The organism is Patescibacteria group bacterium, assembly GCA_028717685.1.
GTDB lineage: Bacteria > Patescibacteriota > JAQUNI01 > JAQUNI01 > JAQUNI01 > JAQUNI01.
The window spans coordinates 47,624-71,605 of the sequence record JAQUNI010000002.1; the positions used below are offsets into that span (position 1 = coordinate 47,624).

The window sequence follows — 23,982 nt, forward strand, 5'->3', positions numbered from 1 at the left end:
TCTCAACCTAGATTATTTTAAATGTAATGCTGTGATTTAATCTAGGTTTTTTAATTATAAAAAATCCCTGGCAGATTATTCCAGAGATTTTTGCCCCATTAGAAATAAATTTCTAACGGGGTTTGCATTCTTTATTGCTGCAGACCGCGGCACTTTCCTTGCCAAAGACAAGCAGACTGCCACATTCGGGGCATTTTTTGCCAGTGGGTTTGTTCCAAAGGGCAAACTCGCATTTCGGGTATTGGTCGCAGGCATAGAAGGTTCTCCCCTTTTTACTTCTTTTTTCAATAATTTCACCTTTTTCGCATTTGGGGCAGGAAACGCCGGTTTTCTTTACAACGGATTTAATATTTTTGCACGCGGGGTAACCCGAACAAGCGAGGAAAGGTCCGAAGCGTCCTTGGCGCACCACCATTTCTTTGCCACACTTTTCGCATTTTCCGCCAGCAAGTTCCTTTGCTAAAATTTTCTCTTCGCCTAAGGGCTCGGTGTGTTTGCATTCCGGATAACCAGTGCAAGCTAAAAATTTTCCAAAACGTCCGAGTTTCACCACCATCGCCTTACCGCAGTCAGGGCATTTTTTGTCGGTTTTTTGCTCGGTGATTTCTTTTTTGGAGATTTCCATTTCTTTGGTCTTTAAATTTTTAATAAAGGGATCATAAACCTCCCGCACCACGGGCACCCATTCTTTTTTTTGATTCGCGATTTCGTCCAGTTCATCTTCAATCTGGGCAGTAAAATGAATATCCACAATTTTAGGGAAATGTTTTACTAGAAGGTCATTGACCACGATGCCGATTTCTTGGGGGTGAAATTTTTTTTCAATTTTTTTTACATAGCCGCGGTTCTGAATCGTGGAGATGATTGGCGCGTACGTGGAGGGGCGGCCAATGCCGTATTTTTCCAAGGCGCGGACAAGTGACGCTTCGTTGTAGCGCGCCGGCGGTTCGGTAAAGTGCTGTTCCGATGCCAAGCGGGATAGGCTAAGAATTTCGTTGTCTTCCAGTTTGGGCAGGTAAGTTTCAGTGGCGGAGGCAGGATAGATTTTCAAGAAGCCATCAAACTTAATTACCGCCCCTGCAGCTCGAAACAAATAATTTTTTGCCTGAATATCCACGGTCGTACCGTCAATAACCGCTTCTTTTGTTTGACAGGCGATGGCGCGTTTCCAAATCAATTCATAGAGTTTATATTGGCGCGGGTCTAGATAGTCCTTGATCTTTTCTGGGGTGAGGCTCGGAATCGTGGGTCGGATCGCCTCGTGCGCTTCTTGGGCGGATTTTGTTTTGGTTTTGTAAAAACAAGGTTTTTGAGGCAGATAAGACACCCCGAGCTTTTTTTCAATTACCTCACGGATTTCTTTTACCGCCTTTGCCGCCAGGTTGGTGGAATCCGTGCGCATATAGGTAATTAAGCCTGTCGCTTCTTTTTCGCCAATTTTAACTCCCTCATAAAGTGTTTGGGCGAGCCGCATAGTGAACTTTGTTGAAAAGCCAAAATGTTGAGCCGCCGCTTGCTGGAGAGTGGAAGTGGTAAAAGGAGCGAACGGTTTTCTCCGGATTTCTTTTTTGGCGATATTCGCTACTTTATAGACGGCATTTTTTAAATCCTGCAGAATTTTATCCGCTTCCTTTTTGGTCTTGATACCTAATCTAGGGATAGTTGTTTCACCGTTTTGTATTAATGTCGCTTTAAATTCCTGCCCGCTTTTATCTGAAGCTTGCTCTCCCGCGCGGGGATTCTTTTTCAGCAACGAAGCGATGATTGTCCAGTATTCTTGCGGCTTAAATTTTTTAACTTCTTCTTCCCGTTCGCAAACAAGGCGCACGGTTACGGATTGCACCCTACCCGCGGAAAGACCTCTTGCTACCTTGCGCCATAAAAAAGGGGAAAGTTTGTAACCGACGAGGCGATCCAAGATCCGCCGCGCCTGTTGCGCGTCAACGAGAGCGAGGTTAATCTCGCGAGGTTTTTTCAGAGCGGAAAGAATCGCTTCTTTGGTAATTTCGTGAAAAGCGATTCTTTGGGTATTTTTTTCTTTTAATCCCAGAGCTTTTTTTAAGTGCCAAGCAATCGCTTCGCCTTCACGGTCTTCGTCAGTGGCAAGATACACCTTGTTTGCTCGGTCAGCGAGGTCTTTCAATTTTTTGACTATTTTTCTCGCGCGCGGCGCGATCACATATTCGGGTTCAAAATTTTTACGCGTATTCACACCAAGCTTCTTTTGGGGTAAATCGCGGATATGACCATACGAGGATTCTACTTTATATTCCGAACCCAAAAAACGCGAAATAGTGTTCGCTTTGGTAGGAGATTCAACGATGACGAGATTCCTCATACAATAATTTTTAATTTCTAATTTTCAATTTTTATTAAATTTCTAATGTTTTAATTTTTAAACTTCCTTATTGAAAAATGAGTGTTTGGAAATTGATCCATTGAAAATTTAATAGAAATTAGAAATTGAAAATTTGAAATTTATCTTGCTATCACATAATTCGCGCTTCCAATATTGCGAACAATACCTTTCATTTCTAGGATTGTCAATGTTGTGGATATCTTAGCCGGCGCGAGTTTTGTTTTTTTGGCTAATGCGTCAATGTAAATTGGCTCGCCAGAAAGATGTTGCAGCACTAAAGCTTCTTCGGGATTATCGGGGGTGATTTTTTGGTTTCTTGGGATTTCCTGCAAGACACTTAAATTCAATTCTTCTAAAATATCTTGGATATTAGTTACGAGTTTAGCGCCTATTTTAATCAAATAATTAGTCCCGCGCGAACAAGGATTATAAATGGAGCCGGGCACGGCGAAGACTTCGCGATTTTGTTCTAAAGCGGCGCGCGCGGTAATCAAAGTGCCGCTTTTTTCACCCGCTTCAATAATCAGAGCTCCCTTGGAGAGACCAGAAATAATGCGATTGCGCTGCGGAAAATTTTGTTTTAATGGGCGGGTAGCAGGCGGGTATTCGGAGACCAGAGCGCCGCCTCTTCGGATAATATTTTGGGCAAGCTGCCAATTCGCCCGCGGATAAATTGAAGGATCGTCCACGCCTCCGCCCAAAACCGCGATGGTGTAGCCGCCAAAATTCAAACAAGCTTGATGGCTAAGGGCGTCAATGCCTAAAGCCAATCCGGAGACGATGGTGATTTGGGCTTGGACAAGCAGACCTACAAGTTGAAATGCTACTTCTCGGCCATAAGATGTGGGTTTGCGCGTGCCGACTACGCTTAAAGAGGTATCGTTCGGATTTGTAATTTGACCGCGCAGATACAAGATTGCCGGCGGGTCATAAGTTTCTTTGAGGAGAGGGGGATAATCTTTATCTTGAATGGTGATGGCTTGAATCCCCTGCGCTGTTAATTTCTGCCATTCCGTTTCAGGATTGACACGCTGGCGTTCCGCGCAGATTCTTTCGCTTACTTCTTCCGAAATGCCGCTTTTGATGATTTCCGTGCAGGGCGCGAACCAGGCTTTTTCTAAATCCGAAAAATAAGCAATAAGCTTTTTAAACTTTAATGGTCCGATGTTGGGAATCAAATTGAAGGCGTGATAATATTTAGCGTCACTGGGCATTTTTATGTTTTGTAGAGACGTTGCATTGCAACGTCTCTACTTCATTTCAATTTATTTAGTCCCTCAAAATGTATTTCATTGTCCTGAAATACCGCGGTGACTTTATATTTCCCTTTGGTGCAAACCTCGCCATTTTTTAAAAAATGGGTGGCTTCCAAAATAATAATACTGGCTTTAGGGCGGGAAAGAATCTCATTGCCCTTGGTTTCCATAAGCGGGATTTCACCAAAAAGCCAATAATTTCTTTGACCTTTTTTAAGAAAGGAATAGATTTTTTTTATCTGAAGATTTGGAGGGATGCATTCTTCGCGTTTGCGGTTGCCCTTTTTGTATTCAGAAATATTCCTTAAAGCAAGGTCGGGATTAAATTCAACTTGGATGCCCATAGAAATAAATTAAAAATTTAAAATTAAAAGTGAAAAATTTGAGAGAATTTTATTAGATTTTTCAATATCCCATCCGCTCGGTGGGGTATTTTATTTAAGCCAAAATAATCCTAAAATAAGTTTTGCCAATATTGACATAATATTTAATATATTGTATCATAAAATTCCTTCGTGAAATTCGTATTAAATATTTTCCCTCGGTAATTCATTCCGGTTAATGATTCCCAGCACCTTAAAAAATCAATCAGCCTATCCGCGCCTATTGTAGGGTAAAGTTTTAGTTTCTACAGTTTGTACTTACTTAATCACAGCAACTAAATAATCAAAAAAGGAGTCACGGCATGAAAGAACAAAATGTTTTTCTTTTGGAGATTAATCAACCAAAAACTACTGTTCAAAAATTCTTAAAGGATCATTATGGTGGAAGACAAAGTCTCCTTGGCTGGGTGCAACCCAAAATCAGAGAGGAGTGGGATTTATCAATAGGTAGTGAAGAAAAAAAGCAAATAAAGGTTAAATTGATCGAGTTTCCAGGAGAGGTCTCTTTCGAAGAAATTCTACAAGAGCTTCAACATCAGAACCTCAATCAGCCTACAATAGAACAGTCTTTTGATTGCACTATTCGTTTGGCTCAATCTTACCCGGAAGAAGTAGAAGAAAAAGCTATAGTCTTCCCACATAAACCTTGGAAATCAAAAACTAAGTCTCAGTTTGTTACTTCCGAAGGGCTGCTTGTTCTTTGTAATCTAGCAGGAGGACCAAGCCTTGCTCTTCAATGGCACGATAAATGGCCCTCCAAATATAGATATGCGGGTATCCTGCCTCCTAATTAGCAAAACTAACTTATGCAAAGTTGTACTTAACTAAAGTGCAACTTTTTTAATATTTTCAAACTCTCTTTTAATTCTTTTACCCACTCTTTACCTAAATCCTCAAAATCAATCTTCACTTTGTTTTCGCCAATGATCCAACGGGGATTATGTTTTAAAAGTTCGCCTATTTTGTCCCAGTCCATTTCTTCGGCAAAGTCTAAGATGATGCGTTGTCTTGGGCGGCCATCAATTCCCCAAACCTTGATTGTATCAATAGCTTTTATTCTCGCTGTCCGGGCGAGGATTTTTATTCCCAGAATCTGGAAGAGATTTTTCACTTCTTCGGGCAAGGGACCATACGCTTTTTCCATTTTATTTTTAAGAAGCGTTAGGTCGGCAAAAGCATTAATGCCGCTTAGTTGGTGGTAGTAGGAAAGCCGTTTTTTCTCGGCAGGAATGAAGCGTTGCGGCAAGCGCGCCGGAAGAGGTAGGTCAATAGAGACTTCCAGAATGGGTTCAGGAACCTTGCCGGTCTTGAATTCTTGGATTGCTTGGCTAAGAAGCTTGGTGTATAAATACAACCCGATAGAATTGACATTGCCTGATTGCTCACGACCCAAGATATTGCCCGACCCTCGGATTTCCAGATCGCGCATCGCGATATTGAATCCTGAGCCGAGTTCCTGCATGGAAAGGAGAGCCTCTAATCTTTTGCTCGCGGCTGCTGGAAGCTTTTCTTGGTGATAGAAAAAATAGGCGTAAGCTTGGCGTGTTCCTCGGCCAATGCGGCCGCGGATTTGATAGAGCTGGGAGAGGCCGAATTGCGGCGCGTTATCCACAATGAGCGTATTCACGTTCGGGAGGTCCAATCCGTTTTCAATAATGGTGGTGGCGATCAGAATCTGGATTTTTCCTTCATCAAATTGTTGCATTACGCGGGTTAAATCGCGTTCGTTCATCTGACCGTGGGCGACGTCAATTTTGGCTTCGGGAATAAGTTTCTGAATTTTTTTCGCGAAAGGCAGAATTGTTTCCACTTTATTATAAAGATAATACACTTGTCCTTCTCTTTCAAGTTCGCGGCGAATCGCTTTTTGGATGAGTTTGTTTTTAGCAAGATGCACATAGGTCTTGATTGCTTTGCGGCCGGCGGGCGCGGTTTGAATGCTGCTGATATCGCGGAGGCCGGAAAGAGTAAAGTTCAGGGTGCGTGGGATAGGCGTCGCGGAAAGAGTAAGAATATCAAGGTTAGGCCGCAGCGATTTTAATTTTTCCTTGTGGCGCACGCCAAAACGTTGTTCCTCGTCAATAATGATCAAGCCCAGGTTAAAAAAATAAACATCAGGGGAGAGGAGACGATGGGTGCCGATAACAATGTCTATTTTTCCTCGTTTTAAATCTTTTAAGGTTTGTTTTTGACGCTTTTTAGATTGGAAGCGCGACAGGAGACCAATCCTCACATCTAATGATCGCAGCCTTTTTTTAAAAGTATCAAAGTGCTGCTGGGCGAGAATGGTGGTAGGCGCGAGGAGCGCGATCTGCTTTTTGTTTTCACACGCCTTAAAGGCGGCGCGAATGGCGACTTCGGTTTTGCCGAAACCCACATCGCCGCAAATTAAACGGTCCATTGGAAGAGCACTTTCCATATCAGTCTTTACATCGCGAATTGCTTTCTCCTGATCTTGTGTCTCGGAGTAGGGGAAGGACGCTTCCAGCGCGTTTTGGCGGGGAGTGTCAGGCATAAAAATAAACCCTTTTTCAGTTTGGCGCGCTGCTTGAATTTTTAAAAGTTCCGCGGCCATTTTTTTAGCGTCAACCTGAACTTGTTTTTTGATTTGGTGCCAAATGCCGCCATGTAAGCGGTGGATGACGGGATTTTCCCGCCCGATATAGCGCGTGATTTTATCCGCCTGATCAATAGGCAGGAAAAGCTTATCGCTATAAGCGTATTCTAAACAAAAATATTCTCTCACGAGATGGTCAATCTCTTTTTGGACCATTCCGACAAATTTGCCGATGCCGTGGTCAATATGCACGATATACATTCCGGGCGTGAGGGCGTTCAGAGGTTCAATATCCATTTGAAAACGGCGCTCGCGGCGCCTTTGTCTTCGGAAACCGAAGATTTCCGTGTCCGTGAAGACAATAATTTTTTCTTTTTTATTTTGGAAACCAGCGGAAAGCGAAAAGGGGGTTATTACTGCGGAGACAGGTTCAAAACTTGTCTCCATAAGAGGCAATTTTTGGCTTGCGATAAAGACTTGATAATTTTTTTTCCTGAATTGCTGGAGAGCGCTGTTTAATGTTTGAAGATTACCCAAAGCTAGGGGAGGATTCTGAAAACTGAATCGGACTACATTTTCCGGCTCTGCACAAGGGAAGGATTCAAAAACAATCAAAGGAAATTTTTTCAGCCTTTTTTTCAATTCGGGTTCGGGTTCGTCCAGAATGATGGTAGTTTGGGAAGGAAGCCAGTCTAAAAGAGTGCCTTGGGGATTTTTGATAGTTAAGGGGGGAATTGTTATATTGTTATATTGTTGTATTGCCTGACCTTGGTTAATTGCTTTCAAGCTTTCTATTTGATTGCCAAATAATTCTAGGCGGACAGGGTGCGGTTGAAAGGGAGGAAAGATATCCATAATTCCACCCCGCACAGCAAAGGTGCCTGGAGAATGAGCGGCTTTTTCTTTTTGATAATGGGCGGATAAAAGAAAACCGATTAGTTTGGGCAAGTTGAGAGTCTGCCCTTCCGAGAGCCGCAAGCTTTTGGATTCTAATTCTTTTGGCGAGGGAAATTTTTGAGCGAGAATTTCCGTTTGCGCTAAAACCAATATTGGTTCGTTATCCTTAAGGCGGGAGAAGATTGGATAATTTTTTATTAAAACATCAGCGTTTGATTCCAGAATTGCGGAGACAGGTTTAAAGCCTGTCTCTACTGCATTCAGATTTTTTTGCCAAAATTGGATTTGGGTAAGCCAGATTTTCGGATTTTTAGCGCATAGCAAAGAAGCCCCTTTTCGCATAAGGGGGGAGGTAGCCAAGACATAAGGCTTAGCCGTTTGCGGCACGCCAGTCCAATATTGAATTTTGGTCAGCGGTTCTGTTGACAAGGGGATAGCGATATGATAAATTTTACTGTTTTACCGCGGTTGCATTGTCTCATTGTTTCTTTATTCCATTGAAGTGGAAATTTATCAATGAAGCAATGAAACCATGAAACAATATTCTTCTTCGCTACCCCATTTGCAAGTGGCGAAAGTAGGAGCCAATCCCTCCTTAGGTCTTCTACAAGTAGCTGTTAACTTAAGGTCCAAAACCTTTATGGTTTTTGCGGCTCTAGACTTGCAAGTGGGATAAGGGAGAAGAAAGATGCGGTGTATTTTGAATTTGAAATGGTGTAAAATAAAAGCATTCAATCATCAATTGTTCTTTGGAAGGAGGTGTACAATGCCTAATAATGCCAGAAGGAAGAGGAAAAATAGATATTTGGGTTTGGGTAATTCATTAAAAAAGAAGTATACCAAGCCGTCACATTCAGATGGAACCAAAGGTTCCGGAAAGAAGGATGAAATTTATTCTCTTTATATTACGGATGTTGCTTATAGGGGTGATATCTATTCTGTAGCCGTGTTGATCCAGAATATTACCGGATGGACAGGGACGAAGGCGGAGGATTGCTCTTCAAATGCATATAGAGGTATTTCTAATTTTATTGCCTCAAGCGGAGATGAAAAAAAAGTAGAGGATTGGAAAAGGCAACTAGAGAATGCTGGAGCCACAGTAAGCATTAAAACGTCATAATAGCTTTGGCAAGATTTCTGCCAGAGCTTTTTTTATTGTCTTTAAAATGATTTCTTTTTCTTCTGGCAGAAATTTTTGTAAGACAAAATCCTCGGCGGGAATTTTTTCCAGCATTTCGGTTTTAATCCCGATTCTTAAACGGTTAAAATTTTGCGTGTTGAGGGCGTCAATAATGGATTGCACGCCTTTGTGTCCAGCAGAACTTTTATCTTGCTGAATGCGGTATTCGCCGAGGGGAATGTCAAGGTCATCCTGCGCGACTAAGAGATGCGGGGGATCTATTTTATAAAAATTATAAAGGAGGGAAACAGCCTCGCCGGAGTTGTTCATAAATGTCTGGGGTTTAGCCAAGATTAAATTTTTTCCTTTAGCGATTTCAGCCTTAAACTTTTTTTCCGAATTAAATTCCGGAAGCTTTAAACTCTCGCGCAATTTTTCTACCACAAAAAAACCGACATTGTGTCGCGTTCCTTCATATTCTTTGCCGGGATTGCCTAGGCCGATGATTGTAATCATGAAATTTTCAATTTTCAATTTCTAATTTCTATTAAATTTCTAGTGAATCAATTTTAAAACTTCATACGGAATAAATTTTATTGTACTTGGCTTGATTAAAGATTTGAGGTTTAAAAATTAAAAGAATTGAAAATTCAATAAAAATTGAAAATTAGAAATTAGAAATTCTACAGCTTTTGATCTTTCCCTAAAACAATAACGAAATCCGCGTCAGCCCCGCGGCCGTCGGGTGATTGTTCCAGAAAAAAACTGCGGCCGGCGGCGACGTTGGCGTCAAATTTTGTCCTCAACTTCTCTAATGCTTTTTCTTGTTTGCCTTCCGTGTAATCAAAAATGACGGTTTTGTCATAGTCTTGGGAGTCCGCGTTAAAAATACCCACAATTTCATAACCTTCTTCTTGCAGTTCCACCGCCGCTTTGCCCGCGAGACCTTCAGTGGTGGTGCCGTTTCTGACCTGCACTTTAATTTTTTCCTCTGTTTTCTGTTTCGGTTTTACTGCTTCGCTTTCGCTTTTTTCCGTTTCGGGACTAAAAATATTTTGGGCAAGCTTTTGGATTTCAGAGAAATCGCCCGCAGCGGGCACTAAAATGGAGGCGCCCCCTTCACTGGTAGTAGCAATAAGCAACCCCCCGTTGCCATTATCTAAAACGCGATTTGCGATTTGGTCGGGATTTACTTCCCGAGTGATCTGAATGAGTTCGCGCGCTTCCGAAAGTTCCAAATTCGTCAACATATGATCGCCCATAGAATCAATTAGACCAGTAATCTTAATAGGATTTAAAATCGTGCTTAAGGAGAAGATTTTATCTTTTGCCGCCACCAATACTTTTTGCTGGCGGTGCGCTCGGGCAAAGTCCGAGCCTTCACCATTTCCCCCATGGCGGCTGCGGACAAATTTAAGCGCCCTATCTCCGTTCATGTGTTGTGGTCCGGCGGAAAAAGAAATTGTCTGGTATTCGTAATTCCAGGCGGGATAAAAGTAATCAGTAAAGGCTTGATCCACATTAACATCAATGCCGCCCATAATATCAAGCGCTTTTTCAAAACCGGCAAAATCAATGATCACATAATAATCCAAAGGAAGACCCGTGACTTTTTCCACGGCGCTTGTAAGAAGGCGCGCTCCCCCTTCTTTCGGATCATCGCGTAAACCGTAAGCGTAAGCGGCGTTGATTTTAGCCTCTCCGTAGTTATCGAGATTGACCCAGAGATCGCGGGGAATGGACAACATCGCCACCTCTTTCGTTGTTGGTTTTATGCTTAAAACAATGATGGTGTCGGCAAGATAGATGCCTCCTCCTTGATCTTTATTTTGCTCCGTGCCGCGGATGCCGATTAAGAGGATATTAATTCTCTCCTTTGTTTCTATTTCCGGCGTGCTCTTTTCCGGCGAAATCAGCTTTTTAATCTGGGTAATAAGAGAGTGATTTTTTTTCCCTAAAAATACTTTTTCTCCGGCGGAGAAAATTTTATAAGCAAAAAAGATGCCCCCGATCACCAGTAATACTCCAAAAATCAAAGTTATTTTTTTACCCCAATATTTAAAAGACCTCCTCTTCGTTTCCCCGGGATAGGGGGATACTTCTGACGAGAGGGCGAGATCGTTATCCTCAGAGCTTGGCAGATGGCTTTGAGATAGAATGTTTTGCTCTTTTTCTCGGCCTTCAGGATAATAATTATACATAAAATAAAACCGCTATATTGCGATGTTTCAATTATACAAGATGTGGATAGCGAAAGTCAATTGTTGCCTGAAGAGTTGATGTTGTGTTATAATCCACATATATTATTCATTAAAGTTTATGAATAACAACCAGGAAACAAATATTTTGGAAAAGATGGGTCGTTTTGTTTGGGAGATAGTGAAAGTGGTAGCGGTCTCTTTGGCGATTGTGATTCCTATCCGCTATTTTTTGATTCAGCCATTTTTCGTGAAGGGAGCTTCAATGGAGCCGAATTTTGAAGACGGTGAATATTTAATAATTGATGAAATCAGTTATAATTTAGGCAAGCCCCGCCGCGGGGAAGTGGTGGTTTTTCGTTATCCCCGCGATCCCTCGCAATATTACATCAAAAGAATCGTCGGACTGCCCGAGGAGAGAGTGGTGGTTTCAGGCGGCAGAGTAATGATTTACAACTGGCGTTATCCCCAAGGTTTTGTTTTGGATGAGAAGAAATATCTTTATTCCCTGCGTTCCACTCCTGGCGAGGTGAATATAGTTTTGGGGAGTAATGAGTATTTTGTTTTAGGGGACAACCGGCCTGGGAGTTCCGATTCGCGCATTTTTGGTCCCGTCCCCGCCAAAAATATCATCGGCCGCGCGTGGATTAGAGCCTGGCCTTTCAACAGGATGACTAAATTTGATGTCCCTATATTCGCGCAAGACCTTCAATAGTCCAAAATTCAAAGTTGAGTCCAAAATTCAAAGTTAAATTCCTAAAATTTTAAATTTTTAACTGTAATTTTTAACTTTGCACTTTGAACTTTTAACTAAATCCAATGCCTAGAATAAAAAAACAAAAGATGGTTTCCGAGCAATCTATTCCTCGCAGGCGGATTTTTTTGCGGGCGGTTAAAGGGACGAAAGATATCTTGCCCGAGGATCAGCCTTATTGGGATTTTATGCGGGACACGGTGAGAAAGATAGCATTTGAATATGGTTTTAGCCGTATTGACACGCCAATTATTGAAGACACAAATATTTTTGTGCGGGGAGTGGGAAGCGGAACGGATATTGTGGAGAAGGAGATGTTCACTTTCAAAGATAAGGGAGGAGACAGTATCTCTTTGCGTCCGGAAAACACGGCGGGGATCGTCCGCGCCTATATTGAAAATGGGCTTGTGAATAAGCCTCAACCATTAAAGCTTTATTATCTTGGTCCTATGTTTAGGTATGACCAGCCCCAGAAAGGACGTTTTAGGGAGTTCCATCAATTTGGTTTTGAGATTTTAGGGTCGGCTTCACCTACCTCGGACGCCCAAATGATTTTAGTCGCCAGCAATATTTTAAAAGCTTTGGGATTGTCCCGCTTCAATATTAAAATCAATAGTGTAGGTTGCGCGGTTTGCCGACCGGCATATAAAGAGACTTTGTTAAGTTATTATCAAGGGCAAACTTCTCGACTTTGCGCCCATTGTAAGAGACGACTCAAAACTAATCCCTTGCGGCTTTTAGATTGTAAAGAGGAAAAATGTCAGAGGCTGGCTAATAATGCCCCAGCTTTGATTGATTCTCTGTGCGAGGAATGCCACGACCACCTGAAAGAAGTTTTAGAACAGCTTGATGAATTAGAGATTGCCTACAGTTTGACTTCTAAATTAGTAAGAGGCTTGGATTATTATACCAAGACGGTTTTTGAAATTTGGCCCGGAAAGTCAGAGGGGCAGGAAGAAGGAAAACAAATCGCTTTAGGCGGCGGCGGACGTTATGATAATCTGGTGGAAGATTTAGGAGGCGAATTAACGCCGGCTGTGGGTTTTTCCTGCGGTATGGAACGAATTATCATGCAACTTATGGAAAGTAAAATTGAGCCTCCTCGCTCGCGCAAAATCCACGTCTTTCTGGCGCAACTCGGGGAACTTGCCAAAAGGAAAGCTTTGGTGCTCTTTGAAGAGTTTCGCCAAAACGGCATTACTGTTTCGGAATCCTTTTCGCGAGGGAGCCTTAAGTCTCAACTTAAAGTAGCGGACCGACTGGGCGTTAAAGTCACTTTAATTCTAGGCCAGAAAGAAGCTTTAGAGAAAACAATTCTTTTACGCGATATGGAAACGGGGGTGCAGGAACTTATCAACAGAGATAAAATCGTTAGTGAGGTAAAGAAGAGGTTGGCGAAGGCCAGGAAGAAACCTTAATTTTTTCGTATGTGCATTTTTTGCGATATCGCCACGGGCAAACAAAAAGCGGAGATTATGTTTCAGGATCAGGATATAGTCGCCTTTTCCGATATTAATCCTAAAGCGCCGGTGCATATTTTGCTTGCGCCTAAAAAGCACCTAGAATCGCTTCAGGCTTTAGGAAAGGAGGATATTACTTTAATCGGGAAGTTAGTCTGGAGGGCGAAGGAGTTGGCGCGGGAGCAAGGAATCAGCGATGGTTATAAACTTATTTTTAACGGAGGTCAGCTCCAGAAGGTTTCCCATTTACATCTTCATTTGTTAGGTGGCTGGAAGGCGGAAGAGAAAGTTTCCGAAGTTTGACGAGCGCATTTCTTTTGTGCTATGATTATGACCGAATTCACGTTTAGAATCTAAATTTTTAATCTCACCAAGGAGGTGAATAAATTGTGGTTGAAGTTACAAAGAAAGAATCCGAGTCTCTGGCGAGCCTTTTGCGCAGATTTAACCGCAAAGTGCAGCAGAGCGGTATTTTAGTAGAGGCGAGAAAAGCGCGATTTTTTGACCCTCCCAAAAGCAAGCAGCAAGTCAGGGAAAGCGCGAAACGGAGGGCGCAGATCGTCAAAGAAAAGGAATATTTAAGAAAGATCGGCAAGCTTCCCACCTTTGATCGGAATATGTATCAAAGATAAATAATCCTTATGGTTGTTTTAGAAAAAATTGATTCTGATTTTAAACAAGCCTTGAAGAAGAGGGATCGAGAAACGATCTCTGTGTTAAGTATTTTGAGATCCGCTTTAAAAAACGAAGAGATAAAAAAGAGGCGCGAAAACCTTTCTGAAGATGATGTCTTGGGAGTATTGCGCAGAGAGTTAAAGCAACGCAAAGAGTCGCAAGAGGAGTGGCATAAAGCAGGGCGGATGGAGAAAAAAGAAGAGGAACAGAGAGCAATTGAATTAATTGAAAGTTATTTGCCGCTGCCGATGGCGCGGGAAGAAATAGAAAAGATCGCGGCGGACGTGATCAAAGAGCTTAAAGCCGCTTCTCCGGCTGATACGGGAAAGGTAATGGGTACTTTGATGCCGCGTTTAGAAGGCAGGGCGGATGGAGCGCTCGCAAGCAAGATAGTCGGAGATTTATTAAGCGCAAATAAAGAATAAATTAAAAAAACAAATATCAAACGCAAAATGAAAGATTAAAATTGACGCGAAACATTATTTTTAAGCGAAGTGAAGAATCCATTGGTCGGGTTGGCTAAAAGCGAGATCTTTTATTTCAACTACACACCAGAAAGTCACGGGTGCCCGGTCTTCGCAGTCGAAGACTGCTTCGGTGGAGTAGGCTAAACCTGCAGATAAATAGTGGCTTTAGGGTAGAGGGGTTTCCTGCCCGCTCGTGCCTCGCGGTGGCAGGCGGGCGCTCCACGAAATCTTATTATAAAAAGATGTCGCGAGCCTCACGCCCGTGGAGCTTCACTTAAGTTAGGCTTAAGGATGATGTAAGGCATCATTTTCACATTTTACATTTTGCATTCTTATTATGCCAGCATCACCACCCAATAATCTGCCTCTTCCAGAGGACAACAACACTCCTCCCTTCCAAACTCCTCCCTTTCAAGCAAATAATAATGGAGCTAATCCTCTTGCCGAAGTGAGAGGGGAAAATAGCAGTCCCATTTTTAGCGAGCCTCGGGAAGGGTTAGGAGAGGTTTTTTCTCCGGGAGAAGGGGGATCCCCTGGCGTGGCAGGAAGGAAGGATTTTTTTGCCTCTTCAGAGCAGGCGAGCAGAGTTATGCCCTCGGAGTATCGCGGGACAGGAGGCGAGCGGAATCCTTCAGAATTAAGTCCCGTCACCTCTACCATGTCGCCAGTGGCGGTAGCGCCTCAGAAAAGACAAATTTTTTCTAAGAAGCTTGCTATTATTTTGATTATTTTAGTATTGGGCGGGGGAGGCGCATTCGTATATTTTAATTGGTTTTGGAATCCTTCCGCGGAGCCAGATACTCCTCCCGTTATTACGCCAGCGCTTCCAGAGAATCTCGAGACATCAGAGGGAGGGGAGACTGTCCCCTCGGAACAGTCTGATCTGCCTGTCACTCCGCCGCCCTCACCCAATCAGGATTCCGACAATGATGGATTAACCGATCAAGAGGAAGAAGCTTTGGGCACTAATTTGAAAGAGGCAGACTCGGATCAAGACGGGTTACCGGATGGTTGGGAAAAACAGAATAATTTAAATCCTTTGGATCCTGGGGATGCTCATCAAGACCCGGATGGAGATGGTTTAGATAATAGTCAGGAGTATTATTATACAACCAATCCTTTCCTATCGGACACGGATGGCGATTCTTACAATGATGGGGCGGAGGTGGAGAAAGGTTACGACCCTGCACGGGCGGGAGAAAAATTAGAACCTGCGCCTGAAGAGCAGCAACAAGGAGCGGCAACGACCCCTGCGGAGAGGGATAAAATTCGCAAGAATGATTTAGAAGCTTTAGAAGTAGCTTTGGAATTATATTATGATGACAATGGGTTTTTCCCCGATAATTTAACCGATCTTTCCCCTGATTACGTTATTAAGGTCCCGGAGGACCCTCTGACATCAAGATATAGTTATCAGTATCAAAAATTGTCCCCGCGAAGTTATGAATTCACGGTTGCCATTGAAGGGGACAATGACCCGGAAGATTTAGCGGATGGCGCAGGAGATCATCTTTACAAAGTGAAAGTGGGAGAGTAATAAATGTTTATTTCTTCGGTAGAGAGGCGCTATTTGTCCTGTCGGATATCTTTTACATCCATCAGAAAGTTAGCGTGGAGATAAAGACATATTAATGATTTTTGATTTTAGAAACCTTACCCGTTCTAAGGTAAAAAAAGACTTCTTTCACGGGATTGCCAAAAGATCAGTCCATTTCCAAACCGCCTTAAGAAATTTTGAGATTAGTTTGGTTTTAGTGGACAATGCCAGAATTCGCCGGCTGAACCGGGAATATCGCCGCGAGGCGAGGAATACGGATGTTTTATCTTTTAGTTTGGGGAAGCCTGACGATAATCAAATTGCTGAAATTTTTATTTCCGTAGAGCAAGCGCGATTGCAGGCAAAGGAGATGGGTCATTCTTTAAAGCAGGAATTATCCATTCTTTTTATTCACGGGCTTCTGCATATTTTAGGGTATAACGACAGAGTGAAAGAGGATAAAATTAAAATGTTCAAAGAGCAAGACAGAATTTTTAAATCCATAAAGGACGAGAAGATTATATTATCTAAACCATAGCAAGGAATGCGGTTTATAAATTTCAAAAAATTATTGTATAGTTTTCGTTATGCCTTTAGAGGCATTTACATCACTTTTCGGGAAGAGCAAAATTTTCGGATTGCCGTCTTTTTGAGTTTTGTTGTTATTTTTTTTATGATATACTATAAAGTAGCTTTGAGTAGCAAGGTGATTTTGATTTTAACTCTTATCGCTGGCTTAGTCTTAGAAGTTTTGAATACGATTTTAGAAAAGATAGTGAATATTTTAAAACCCCGTGTCCATCCCTATGCCGAAGTGATTAAGGATATGATGTCTGGCGCTGTTTTATTGGCTTTCCTAGCTTGGTTGGTTATTATTTACCTCATTTTTCGTCCCTACGTCTGAAGAATTTTATACCTTTTGAAAATTTTTAATTTTTTACGGAGCGATCCCTTGGGGATATTTTGTCGCTGACCTTATCCGCCGCGTAAGGTCTATTCTTCTTCCGCCTTGAGTGGATTTTAGATGGATGAATTTTAGAAGGCGAGCATTCAGAGTGCGTCGTGGTTTAAGGCTTTTGGAGCGTAAGCGACTTTTCACAAAGCGATCTTGCAAGAAGCGACGGAGCGATTTTTAATTTTTAAGTTTTGTGTTTTATTTATGCCTAGACAAGAAATTATTTCGGGTATTGACCTAGGTTCGGCGAATATTCGGGTGATTATCGTAGAAAGAGGGGGCTTAGAAGATAAGCCCCGTATTTTGGGAATTGGCGAGTCTCCTTCTTTCGGGATCAGAAAGGGCGCTATCGTGGACGCCGAAGAAATCGTCACGAGTATTTCTTCCGCCTTGGAGAAAGCGGAGAGAATGGCGGGTTCACCGGTGGGGCGGGCTTATGTCTCGGTGGGCGGCGCGCAGGTATCGTATCTCGAGTCCCGCGGGGTGATCGCGATTTCAAGGGCGGACGGCGAGATTTCAAAAAACGATGTTTCCCGCGTGATTGAAGCCGCTTCCGCGGTAAGCATTTCTTCTAATCGGGAAATTTTGCATATTCTGCCGCGGGATTTTATCGTAGATGATGAAGGCGGCATCAAAGATCCTGTGGGGATGAACGGCGTTCGTTTGGAAGCGGTGACAACCATCGTGGAAACTTCGTCTTCCCTGCTTAACAATCTGACGCGCTGCGTGGAGCGCACGGGGGTGGATGTCGCGGGATTAGTTTTTGCGCCTTTAGCCTCCGCTTGGTCAGTACTTGAGAAACGTCAGCGTGATTTAGGCGTAGTGCTGATTGACCTTGGAGGAGGAAGCACAAGTTTTAGCGTTTATGAAGAAGGCGGGCTTCTTTCCGGCGGAGCATTGCCAGTGGGCGGGGAGCATATTAGTTCAGATTTGGCGATTGGATTGCGTACTTCCATGGATACGGCGGAACGGATTAAGATTGAATATGGGTCTTGTTTGCCTCGCGAGATTGATAAACAAGAAGAGATTGACCTTGCGAAAGTCGTGAAGAAGGAGAAAGGAGTGATTTCAAGACGCGAAGTCGCGGAGATTATTGAAGCCCGCGGTGAAGAGATTTTTAAGATGATTGATAAAGAATTACATAAAATTGGTCGCAGCGCGCAGTTGCCCGCCGGAGCGGTGCTTGTGGGCGGCGGTGCGAAGTTGCCAGGGGTGGTTGATTTAGCCAAGGAAATTCTGCGTCTCCCGGCACAGATTGGTTTTCCGATGGGACTTTCAATATCTGTGGATAAAGTAGATGATCCTGTTTTTGCCACCGCCACAGGTCTAATTCATTGGGGGTTGGGAGAGGGAAATAGATTTTCCTTTGAGTTCAACCGTGAGGGTTTAACCAAATTGAACAGCGGCGTGGACAGAATGAAACGTTGGTTTAAAAACTTCTTACCGTAAGATAATTTTAGACAAAAGGTATTGCCATAAAAAAAAGAATCATCTATAATAACTTGAACCTTGGAAACCTGTGACTTGTAACGTGTAACACAAGGGAAAACTTGCCCCCCACCTTTTGAAAAAGGTGGGGGTGGTGCGGGGTTTATAGACCTGCGGAACTTCACTTGAGTTACAAATTTCAAGTTACACGTTATAAATAAGAATTTTATGGAGATTAAACCAGATTTAGAAACATTTGCGCGGTTAAAAGTAATAGGCGTTGGCGGCTCAGGGGGGAATGCGATTAATCGGATGATCGCTTCGGATATTAAAGGCGTGGAATTTATCGCCGTTAATACTGATGCCCAAGCATTACAGAAAAGCAGCGCTCAAACGCGGATTCATATTGGTAAAAATATCACCAAGGGATTGGGAGCCGGAATGGACCCCGAAGTCGGCAGGCAGGCGTCAGAAGAAGGCCGTGATGAAATTGCTAAGGCATTAAAAGGCGCGGATATGGTTTTTATCACCTGTGGTTTAGGCGGCGGGACGGGTACGGGCGCGAGCCCCGTGATCGCCAATTTAGCGCGAGAGGCGGGAGTGCTTACGATTGGCGTGATCACGAAACCCTTCAATTTTGAAGGTTTAGCGCGGCGGAATATCGCGGAACAAGGTTTGGTGTCTTTAGCGAAAGAAGTGGATACGCTGATTACAATTCCCAATGACCGCCTTTTGCAAGTTATTGATAAATCCACCTCACTTTTAGAGGCTTTTGAAATTGTAGATGATGTTTTGCGCCAAGGCGTGCAGGGTATTTCCGATTTGATTGTCGTCCCTGGTATTGTCAATGTGGATTTTGCCGACGTAAAAGCAATTATGCGCGATGCCGGTTCTGCTCTAATGGGCATCGGTCGCGCGAGCGGTGAAGGGCGAGCCAGGGAGGCAGCTAAAGCGGCGATTTCCAGTCCTCTTTTGGAGCTTTCCATTGACGGGGCGAAGGGGGTCCTTTTTAACATAACTGGCGGGTCGGATTTAGGAATGTATGAGATTGACGAAGCCGCTAAGGTAATTACGGAAAAAGTGTCGCCGGAGGCGAGAATTATTTTCGGCGCGGTGATTGATCCGGAAGTGGAAGGAGAACTCAAAATCACCGTAATTGCCACGGGCTTTGAGGGGAAAAAGAGGGAGGAAGAAAAGAAAGAGGAGGAAGATATCTTTAGCGCCGAACCCCCAGAAGAAGCCTTAGAGGTTAAGACTAGAGAAGCGGAAAAAGTAGAAGAAGAAACGAGCAACGAGGACGAATTGGATATCCCTGCTTTCATCAGGAAGAAGATGGGAAAATAAAGCTAATTTATTATATTTTTTAATATATTTTTCATAAAACAAGTCTTTTGACTTGTTTTATTATTTCTTTTTTAAATTCAAAATCAAAAATTTGAATTTTTCATTTTTAACTTTTAATTGGAGCGAAGCGACAGTTATCCACATCCCAATCCCAATCAGTTGTGGTATAATGTTCTTGTTTAATACTACATTTGGTTATTTATGAGATGCCCACATTGCCATGCCAGCGAGACCAAAGTGCTGGATTCCAGGAGCGCGAACGATGGTTTTGTCATTCGGCGCCGCCGCGAATGCCCGAGATGCCGCTCCCGTTTTTCCACCTATGAAGAAGTGGAATTATTGAATTTTTATGTTATTAAAAAAGACGGTCGGCGCGAGCTCTATGACCGCACCAAATTAGAACGAGGTATCCGACGCGCTTGCGAAAAACGTCCTATTGCCGAGGAGACAATCTTGAAGATGCTTTCCCGCATTGAACAAAAGATTCGCGAGGACAGAAAAAGAGAAATAGGGAGCCGCTTAATTGGCGAGTTGGTGATGAAGGAATTAAAAAAGTTGGACGATGTAGCCTATATTCGTTTTGCCTCGGTCTATAAGTCTTTTAAAGATGTAGAAAGTTTCGCGCAAGAGCTAAGCGCGTTCACGGATCTCAAAAGACAGATTTGCCGTCCCCAAAAAGCCCCATAAAATCAAAAATTTTATGGGGGACCCCGAAATAAATAGAAATTAAAATTTAAAGGTTAGCCCGTCTATCAAAGCGGACACTTTTAAAAGGGTATTCGCTTACGAGCCCTGTCGCTCGAGAGCGACGGGACTCGAGAGCGACAGGGCGAGCGAGTAAAACCCTAAAGGGTTTCGTTCGCGAGCAAAACCCTAAATAATCAAAATGGCAAAAACAAAACAGGTCAGAGAAATTAAGAAGCGGGATGGCAGGGTTGTCCCCTTTGAACCGGAAAAAGTCGCGACGGCTATTTTTAAGGCGGCGCAAGCGGTGGGAGGGCGAAATAGGGTGCTTGCTAGACAATTAGCCGCCAAGGTAGTTATCCTTTTAAATGAAAAATTTGATGGTCATACTATCCCATCCGTGGAACAAATCCAAGATTTGGTGGAAAAGGTTTTGATTGAAGAAGGGCACGCGAAGACGGCGAAGGCCTATATTCTTTATCGCGATCAACACGCGCGGTTGCGGGATTTGCGGAAGTTCATTGATTCCGACGAACTAATGGAGGGCTATCTGTCACAGGTGGATTGGCGCGTCCGCGAAAACAGCAATATGACTTTTTCTTTGCAGGGGCTGAATAACCATGTCGCGTCCTCGGTTTCTTCCCATTATTGGTTGCACAAGATTTATCCTCCGGAAGTGCGGGACGCGCATCTAAATCGGGATTTCCATATCCATGATCTTCAGCTTTTATCCGCTTACTGCACGGGTTGGGATTTACGCGATCTTTTGATGCGCGGTTTTGGCGGGGTTTCCGGTAAGGTTGAATCCCGCCCGCCCAAGCACTTGCGCACAGCCTTGGGCCAGATTGTCAATTTCTTTTATACCGTGCAGGGCGAAATCGCAGGGGCAGTGGCTTTCTCTAATTTTGATACTTATCTTGCCCCTTTTATCCACTATGATGATTTAAGTTATGGAGATATTAAACAGTGCCTGCAGGAATTTTTATTTAATATGAATGTGCCGACGCGGGTAGGTTTTCAAACGCCTTTTACCAATATTACGCTAGATTTAACTGTTCCTAGTAATATTAAAAATGAACCCGTGGTAATTGGGGGAAAGCTTAAAGATGAAACCTACGGCCGATTTCAGAAGGAAATGGATCTTTTTAATCGTGCCTTTGGCGAAACTATGCTTGAAGGCGATGCTAAGGGACGTGTTTTTTCTTTTCCTATTCCCACGATTAACATCACCCGCGATTTTCGATGGGGGAAACGTGAATGGAATCCCTTGTGGGAAATGACCGCTAAATACGGCGTCCCATATTTTGCCAACTTTGTCAATTCTGATATGAGTCCGGATGACGCGCGCAGTATGTGTTGTCGTTTGCGCCTCGACAACCGAGAGCTTCGCAAGAGAGGCGGCGGACTCTTTGGGGCGAACCCGCTGACTGGCTCTATCGGGGTAGTCACGATCAATATGCCGCGCTTGGGCTATCTAGCCAAAGACAAAGAAGATTTTTTTAAACGTTTGGGAAAAATAATGGCGATTGCGCGCAAAAGCCTGCAGGTGAAAAGAGAGGCGTTAGAGCAATTTACCGAAGGAGGTCTTTATCCCTACTGCCGTCATTACTTAGACAAGATTAAAGAATCTTTTGGCGAATACTGGCGCAATCATTTTAACACCATTGGTCTTTTGGGGATGAATGAAGCCTGCCTCAATCTTCTCAAAACGAACCTTTCTACAAAGAGGGGTCATAAATTTGCCAAGGAAACTTTAGTTTTTATGCGGGAAAGGATGATGGATTATCAGAACGAGGAGAATCAATTATATAATTTGGAGGCGACGCCAGCCGAAGGCACAAGCTATAATTTCGCCAAATATGACAAAGAAAAATACCCTAAAATTATTGTGGCGAATGAAAAAGCTTATCAGGCAGGAGCAAAGCCGTATTACACGAATTCCACCCATCTTCCTGTTAACTTTAGTGATGATTTATTTGAAGCCTTGGACCGTCAGGACGACCTGCAGAGCCTTTACACGGGCGGTACGGTATTGCACGGTTTTATTGGCGAACGGCTGCCCAATATTACTGCCGTTAAAAGCTTAATTAAAAAGGTTTGCCACCGCTATCACCTTCCCTATTTTACCCTGACGCCGACCTTCAGCATCTGCCCCAAGCACGGTTATATCGCCGGCGAGCATGAATATTGTCCCAAGTGCGACGCGGAAATCGGTTACGCAGCCAAATGAAAAGTGAAAAATGTCAGCCCTAGATCGTTCAGACTGTTCAGGTTCTGAAAAGCTTTTAGGCTCTGAATGAACTCTGATGAGTCTTCAGACTCGAAGAGCTGGTCCGCTCTTCAGGCGGAAAGATGAAAAACGATAATTAAAAATAAAAAAATAATTTTAAGGAGGAAGATAGAATGAAAAACACAATACAAAATTTAGAATCACAACGAACGCGATGTGAAGTTTATTCGCGTGTTGTTGGTTATTTGCGGCCGGTGAAACAGTGGAATGACGGGAAGCAGGAGGAGTTTCATGATCGGAAGGAATATAATAAGGCATTAGGGAAATAATCAGTAATTGGTAATTGGGGCAACTCGCCTTTCGGGTGAGAATATTATTATTTTATGCAAATCCGCGGTTTTCAGAAATTTTCTCTTCTCGATTACCCGGGAAAGATTGCGGCGATTATTTTCACATCAGGCTGCACCCTCCGGTGCCCTTTTTGTTATAATCCTGAATTAGTGAGAGGCGACTCCCGCTTGCCCGTTTTTACCGAGACGGAAGTGTTAAAGTTTTTGGGCAAAAGAAAAGGCAAATTGGAAGCATTGGTAATTACCGGCGGCGAGCCGACCCTGCAGGCGGATTTGCCTCGTTTTATTTCGCGAGTGAAGGATTTAGGTTACCTGGTTAAATTAGATACTAATGGTTCCAACCCTGCGATGTTAAAGAAGTTGATTCAAAAAAAATTTGTGGATTACGCGGCGATGGATTTAAAAACCAGCTGGCAGGATTATTCAAAGGTGCAGCCAGCTGTAGAGCTTGCGCGGATCAAAGAGAGCGTAATTTTTTTGCTCAAAGCGAAAAAGCCAGATGGGTTCCATTATGAATTTCGGACCACTCTTTTCCCGCCTCTTGTGCGCAAGGATAATTTGGAGGAAATGGTCAAGATTATCGTCGGCGCGGAAAAATACGCGCTCCAGCAATATCAGCCCCTCAAAACATTGGCGCCCGATCCGGAGAGAAAAGTTTATAGGGAGAGCGTGATCCAAGGATTCAGAAAGATAGCGGAGAAGTATGTGAGGAAAGTGGAAATTAGAGGAGTTTAAAATTTTTAATTCTTAATTTTTGATTTTTAACTAATTTTTATTTGCTTATTGATTTATTGCGTTGCCAAGGTTAAATAATTCAATAAGACATTAAAACAATAAAAATTAGCTAAAAAATAAGAAATAAAAATTAAAAACTATTTTTTATGAAAATCACAATAAAACGCGTAGATAAAAGTTTACCGCTTCCTAAATATGAAACCAGTGGTGCGGTTGCTTTTGATTTTCTTTGCCGCGAAGGAGCCTTAGTTAAACCCAAAGAGATTAAATTAATTCCGGCGAACGTGATTATAAAAATTCCGTCGGGATATATGCTGCTTTTAGCCTCGCGCTCTTCAACATCAATGAAAAAGGGCTTAATGCTGATTAATGGCATTGGCGTTATTGATCAGGATTATTGCGGGTCCGAGGATGAAATCAGGGTTCAAGTTTATAATTTTACGGATCAAGAAGTAAGAGTGGAAAAGGGGGATCGTTTAGCCCAAGGGATTTTTGTGAAGATTGAAAGAGGAGAATGGAGGGAAGTAGAAAAGACGCAAAATCATTCCCGTGGGGGTTTTGGGTCAACGGGGTAAGACGGCAAATTTGTTTTT

23 protein-coding genes are annotated in these 23,982 nt (G+C 43.0%); 17 read left to right on the plus strand and 6 right to left on the minus strand.

Annotation, left to right across the window (positions count from 1 at the left end; translation table 11 throughout):
* Nucleotides 1–112 precede the first annotated feature (112 nt).
* From topA to PHW01_03720, 3 genes are all read right to left on the minus strand, one after another.
* Nucleotides 113–2,338: a type I DNA topoisomerase gene (gene topA, locus PHW01_03710; GenBank protein ID MDD5627083.1), complete on the minus strand. Its 2,226-nt coding sequence runs from the start codon at nt 2,336–2,338 to the stop codon at nt 113–115.
* 140 nt (nt 2,339–2,478) lie between these two features.
* On the minus strand, nt 2,479–3,573 hold the full coding sequence (gene dprA, locus PHW01_03715; protein ID MDD5627084.1) for a DNA-processing protein DprA: 1,095 nt from the start codon (nt 3,571–3,573) through the stop codon (nt 2,479–2,481).
* A 41-nt stretch (nt 3,574–3,614) separates the two neighbouring features.
* Nucleotides 3,615–3,959 carry a hypothetical protein gene (locus PHW01_03720; protein ID MDD5627085.1) on the minus strand — a complete coding sequence of 115 codons (345 nt, stop codon included), beginning with the start codon at nt 3,957–3,959 and terminating at the stop codon, nt 3,615–3,617.
* Nucleotides 3,960–4,300: 341 nt separating this feature from the next.
* Between PHW01_03720 and PHW01_03725 the strand changes: the two genes are divergently transcribed.
* Nucleotides 4,301–4,792, plus strand: coding sequence for a hypothetical protein (locus PHW01_03725; GenBank protein MDD5627086.1), 492 nt, complete (start codon nt 4,301–4,303; stop codon nt 4,790–4,792).
* Between the two features lie 26 nt (nt 4,793–4,818).
* Here the strand turns inward: PHW01_03725 and mfd are convergent, their stop codons facing one another.
* Nucleotides 4,819–7,881, minus strand: a complete 3,063-nt coding sequence (mfd, locus tag PHW01_03730) for a transcription-repair coupling factor (protein ID MDD5627087.1) — start codon at nt 7,879–7,881, stop codon at nt 4,819–4,821.
* A gap of 337 nt (nt 7,882–8,218) precedes the next feature.
* Between mfd and PHW01_03735 the strand changes: the two genes are divergently transcribed.
* Nucleotides 8,219–8,572: a hypothetical protein gene (locus PHW01_03735; GenBank protein ID MDD5627088.1), complete on the plus strand. Its 354-nt coding sequence runs from the start codon at nt 8,219–8,221 to the stop codon at nt 8,570–8,572.
* Here PHW01_03735 and pth read toward each other — a convergent pair.
* Together pth and PHW01_03745 are read right to left on the minus strand one after the other, a co-directional pair.
* Nucleotides 8,567–9,088: an aminoacyl-tRNA hydrolase gene (pth, locus tag PHW01_03740; GenBank protein ID MDD5627089.1), complete on the minus strand. Its 522-nt coding sequence runs from the start codon at nt 9,086–9,088 to the stop codon at nt 8,567–8,569. The two genes, PHW01_03735 and pth, sit on opposite strands and share 6 nt — an antisense overlap.
* Nucleotides 9,089–9,255: 167 nt before the next feature.
* Nucleotides 9,256–10,773 (minus strand): LCP family protein, encoded by a 1,518-nt coding sequence (locus PHW01_03745; protein ID MDD5627090.1) that lies wholly within the window; start codon nt 10,771–10,773, stop codon nt 9,256–9,258.
* A gap of 118 nt (nt 10,774–10,891) precedes the next feature.
* Here PHW01_03745 and lepB point away from each other — a divergent pair, with 118 nt between their 5' ends.
* The 15 genes from lepB (at nt 10,892) to dut (ending at nt 23,964) form a co-directional block, all read left to right on the plus strand.
* A complete protein-coding gene (gene lepB, locus PHW01_03750) occupies nt 10,892–11,485 on the plus strand; it encodes a signal peptidase I (protein MDD5627091.1) in 594 nt (197 codons plus the stop codon).
* Nucleotides 11,486–11,589: 104 nt separating this feature from the next.
* A complete protein-coding gene (hisS, locus tag PHW01_03755; protein ID MDD5627092.1) occupies nt 11,590–12,942 on the plus strand; it encodes a histidine--tRNA ligase in 1,353 nt (450 codons plus the stop codon).
* 9 nt (nt 12,943–12,951) lie between these two features.
* Entirely contained in the window at nt 12,952–13,287 is a 336-nt protein-coding gene (locus tag PHW01_03760; GenBank protein MDD5627093.1) for an HIT domain-containing protein, read from the plus strand.
* 86 nt (nt 13,288–13,373) lie between these two features.
* Nucleotides 13,374–13,616, plus strand: a complete 243-nt coding sequence (gene rpsU, locus PHW01_03765; protein MDD5627094.1) for a 30S ribosomal protein S21 — start codon at nt 13,374–13,376, stop codon at nt 13,614–13,616.
* Nucleotides 13,617–13,625: 9 nt separating this feature from the next.
* A complete protein-coding gene (locus tag PHW01_03770; GenBank protein MDD5627095.1) occupies nt 13,626–14,084 on the plus strand; it encodes a GatB/YqeY domain-containing protein in 459 nt (152 codons plus the stop codon).
* Between the two features lie 379 nt (nt 14,085–14,463).
* Complete coding sequence (locus PHW01_03775) at nt 14,464–15,663, plus strand: hypothetical protein (protein MDD5627096.1); 1,200 nt, start codon at nt 14,464–14,466, stop codon at nt 15,661–15,663.
* 94 nt (nt 15,664–15,757) lie between these two features.
* A complete protein-coding gene (gene ybeY / locus PHW01_03780) occupies nt 15,758–16,201 on the plus strand; it encodes an rRNA maturation RNase YbeY (GenBank protein MDD5627097.1) in 444 nt (147 codons plus the stop codon).
* Nucleotides 16,202–16,207: 6 nt separating this feature from the next.
* Nucleotides 16,208–16,567 carry a diacylglycerol kinase gene (locus PHW01_03785; protein MDD5627098.1) on the plus strand — a complete coding sequence of 120 codons (360 nt, stop codon included), beginning with the start codon at nt 16,208–16,210 and terminating at the stop codon, nt 16,565–16,567.
* Nucleotides 16,568–16,822: 255 nt separating this feature from the next.
* The gene (gene ftsA, locus PHW01_03790; protein MDD5627099.1) at nt 16,823–18,067 is read left to right on the plus strand and encodes a cell division protein FtsA; all 1,245 of its coding nucleotides are present in this window, start codon (nt 16,823–16,825) and stop codon (nt 18,065–18,067) included.
* Nucleotides 18,068–18,274: 207 nt separating this feature from the next.
* Complete coding sequence (ftsZ, locus tag PHW01_03795) at nt 18,275–19,390, plus strand: cell division protein FtsZ (protein ID MDD5627100.1); 1,116 nt, start codon at nt 18,275–18,277, stop codon at nt 19,388–19,390.
* A 201-nt stretch (nt 19,391–19,591) separates the two neighbouring features.
* On the plus strand, nt 19,592–20,077 hold the full coding sequence (nrdR, locus tag PHW01_03800) for a transcriptional regulator NrdR (protein MDD5627101.1): 486 nt from the start codon (nt 19,592–19,594) through the stop codon (nt 20,075–20,077).
* 199 nt (nt 20,078–20,276) lie between these two features.
* Nucleotides 20,277–22,304, plus strand: a complete 2,028-nt coding sequence (locus PHW01_03805) for a ribonucleoside triphosphate reductase (GenBank protein MDD5627102.1) — start codon at nt 20,277–20,279, stop codon at nt 22,302–22,304.
* Nucleotides 22,305–22,477: 173 nt separating this feature from the next.
* On the plus strand, nt 22,478–22,633 hold the full coding sequence (locus PHW01_03810; GenBank protein ID MDD5627103.1) for an anaerobic ribonucleoside-triphosphate reductase: 156 nt from the start codon (nt 22,478–22,480) through the stop codon (nt 22,631–22,633).
* 54 nt (nt 22,634–22,687) lie between these two features.
* Nucleotides 22,688–23,389 (plus strand): anaerobic ribonucleoside-triphosphate reductase activating protein, encoded by a 702-nt coding sequence (locus tag PHW01_03815; GenBank protein ID MDD5627104.1) that lies wholly within the window; start codon nt 22,688–22,690, stop codon nt 23,387–23,389.
* Between the two features lie 146 nt (nt 23,390–23,535).
* Nucleotides 23,536–23,964 (plus strand): dUTP diphosphatase, encoded by a 429-nt coding sequence (gene dut / locus PHW01_03820; protein MDD5627105.1) that lies wholly within the window; start codon nt 23,536–23,538, stop codon nt 23,962–23,964.
* Nucleotides 23,965–23,982 lie beyond the last annotated feature (18 nt).

Coding starts and splice junctions, on each gene's coding strand:
- PHW01_03805 (MDD5627102.1), top strand. CDS start 20,277: ATGGCAAAAACAAAACAGGTCAGAGAAATTAAGAAGCGGGATGGCAGG.
- ybeY (MDD5627097.1), top strand. CDS start 15,758: ATGATTTTTGATTTTAGAAACCTTACCCGTTCTAAGGTAAAAAAAGAC.
- pth (MDD5627089.1), bottom strand. CDS start 9,088: ATGATTACAATCATCGGCCTAGGCAATCCCGGCAAAGAATATGAAGGA.
- dut (MDD5627105.1), top strand. CDS start 23,536: ATGAAAATCACAATAAAACGCGTAGATAAAAGTTTACCGCTTCCTAAA.
- PHW01_03745 (MDD5627090.1), bottom strand. CDS start 10,773: ATGTATAATTATTATCCTGAAGGCCGAGAAAAAGAGCAAAACATTCTA.
- hisS (MDD5627092.1), top strand. CDS start 11,590: ATGCCTAGAATAAAAAAACAAAAGATGGTTTCCGAGCAATCTATTCCT.
- PHW01_03725 (MDD5627086.1), top strand. CDS start 4,301: ATGAAAGAACAAAATGTTTTTCTTTTGGAGATTAATCAACCAAAAACT.
- ftsZ (MDD5627100.1), top strand. CDS start 18,275: ATGGAGATTAAACCAGATTTAGAAACATTTGCGCGGTTAAAAGTAATA.
- PHW01_03770 (MDD5627095.1), top strand. CDS start 13,626: ATGGTTGTTTTAGAAAAAATTGATTCTGATTTTAAACAAGCCTTGAAG.
- PHW01_03815 (MDD5627104.1), top strand. CDS start 22,688: ATGCAAATCCGCGGTTTTCAGAAATTTTCTCTTCTCGATTACCCGGGA.
- PHW01_03785 (MDD5627098.1), top strand. CDS start 16,208: ATGCGGTTTATAAATTTCAAAAAATTATTGTATAGTTTTCGTTATGCC.
- PHW01_03775 (MDD5627096.1), top strand. CDS start 14,464: ATGCCAGCATCACCACCCAATAATCTGCCTCTTCCAGAGGACAACAAC.
- lepB (MDD5627091.1), top strand. CDS start 10,892: ATGAATAACAACCAGGAAACAAATATTTTGGAAAAGATGGGTCGTTTT.
- dprA (MDD5627084.1), bottom strand. CDS start 3,573: ATGCCCAGTGACGCTAAATATTATCACGCCTTCAATTTGATTCCCAAC.
- PHW01_03720 (MDD5627085.1), bottom strand. CDS start 3,959: ATGGGCATCCAAGTTGAATTTAATCCCGACCTTGCTTTAAGGAATATT.
- PHW01_03760 (MDD5627093.1), top strand. CDS start 12,952: ATGTGCATTTTTTGCGATATCGCCACGGGCAAACAAAAAGCGGAGATT.
- ftsA (MDD5627099.1), top strand. CDS start 16,823: ATGCCTAGACAAGAAATTATTTCGGGTATTGACCTAGGTTCGGCGAAT.
- nrdR (MDD5627101.1), top strand. CDS start 19,592: ATGAGATGCCCACATTGCCATGCCAGCGAGACCAAAGTGCTGGATTCC.
- topA (MDD5627083.1), bottom strand. CDS start 2,338: ATGAGGAATCTCGTCATCGTTGAATCTCCTACCAAAGCGAACACTATT.
- PHW01_03735 (MDD5627088.1), top strand. CDS start 8,219: ATGCCTAATAATGCCAGAAGGAAGAGGAAAAATAGATATTTGGGTTTG.
- PHW01_03810 (MDD5627103.1), top strand. CDS start 22,478: ATGAAAAACACAATACAAAATTTAGAATCACAACGAACGCGATGTGAA.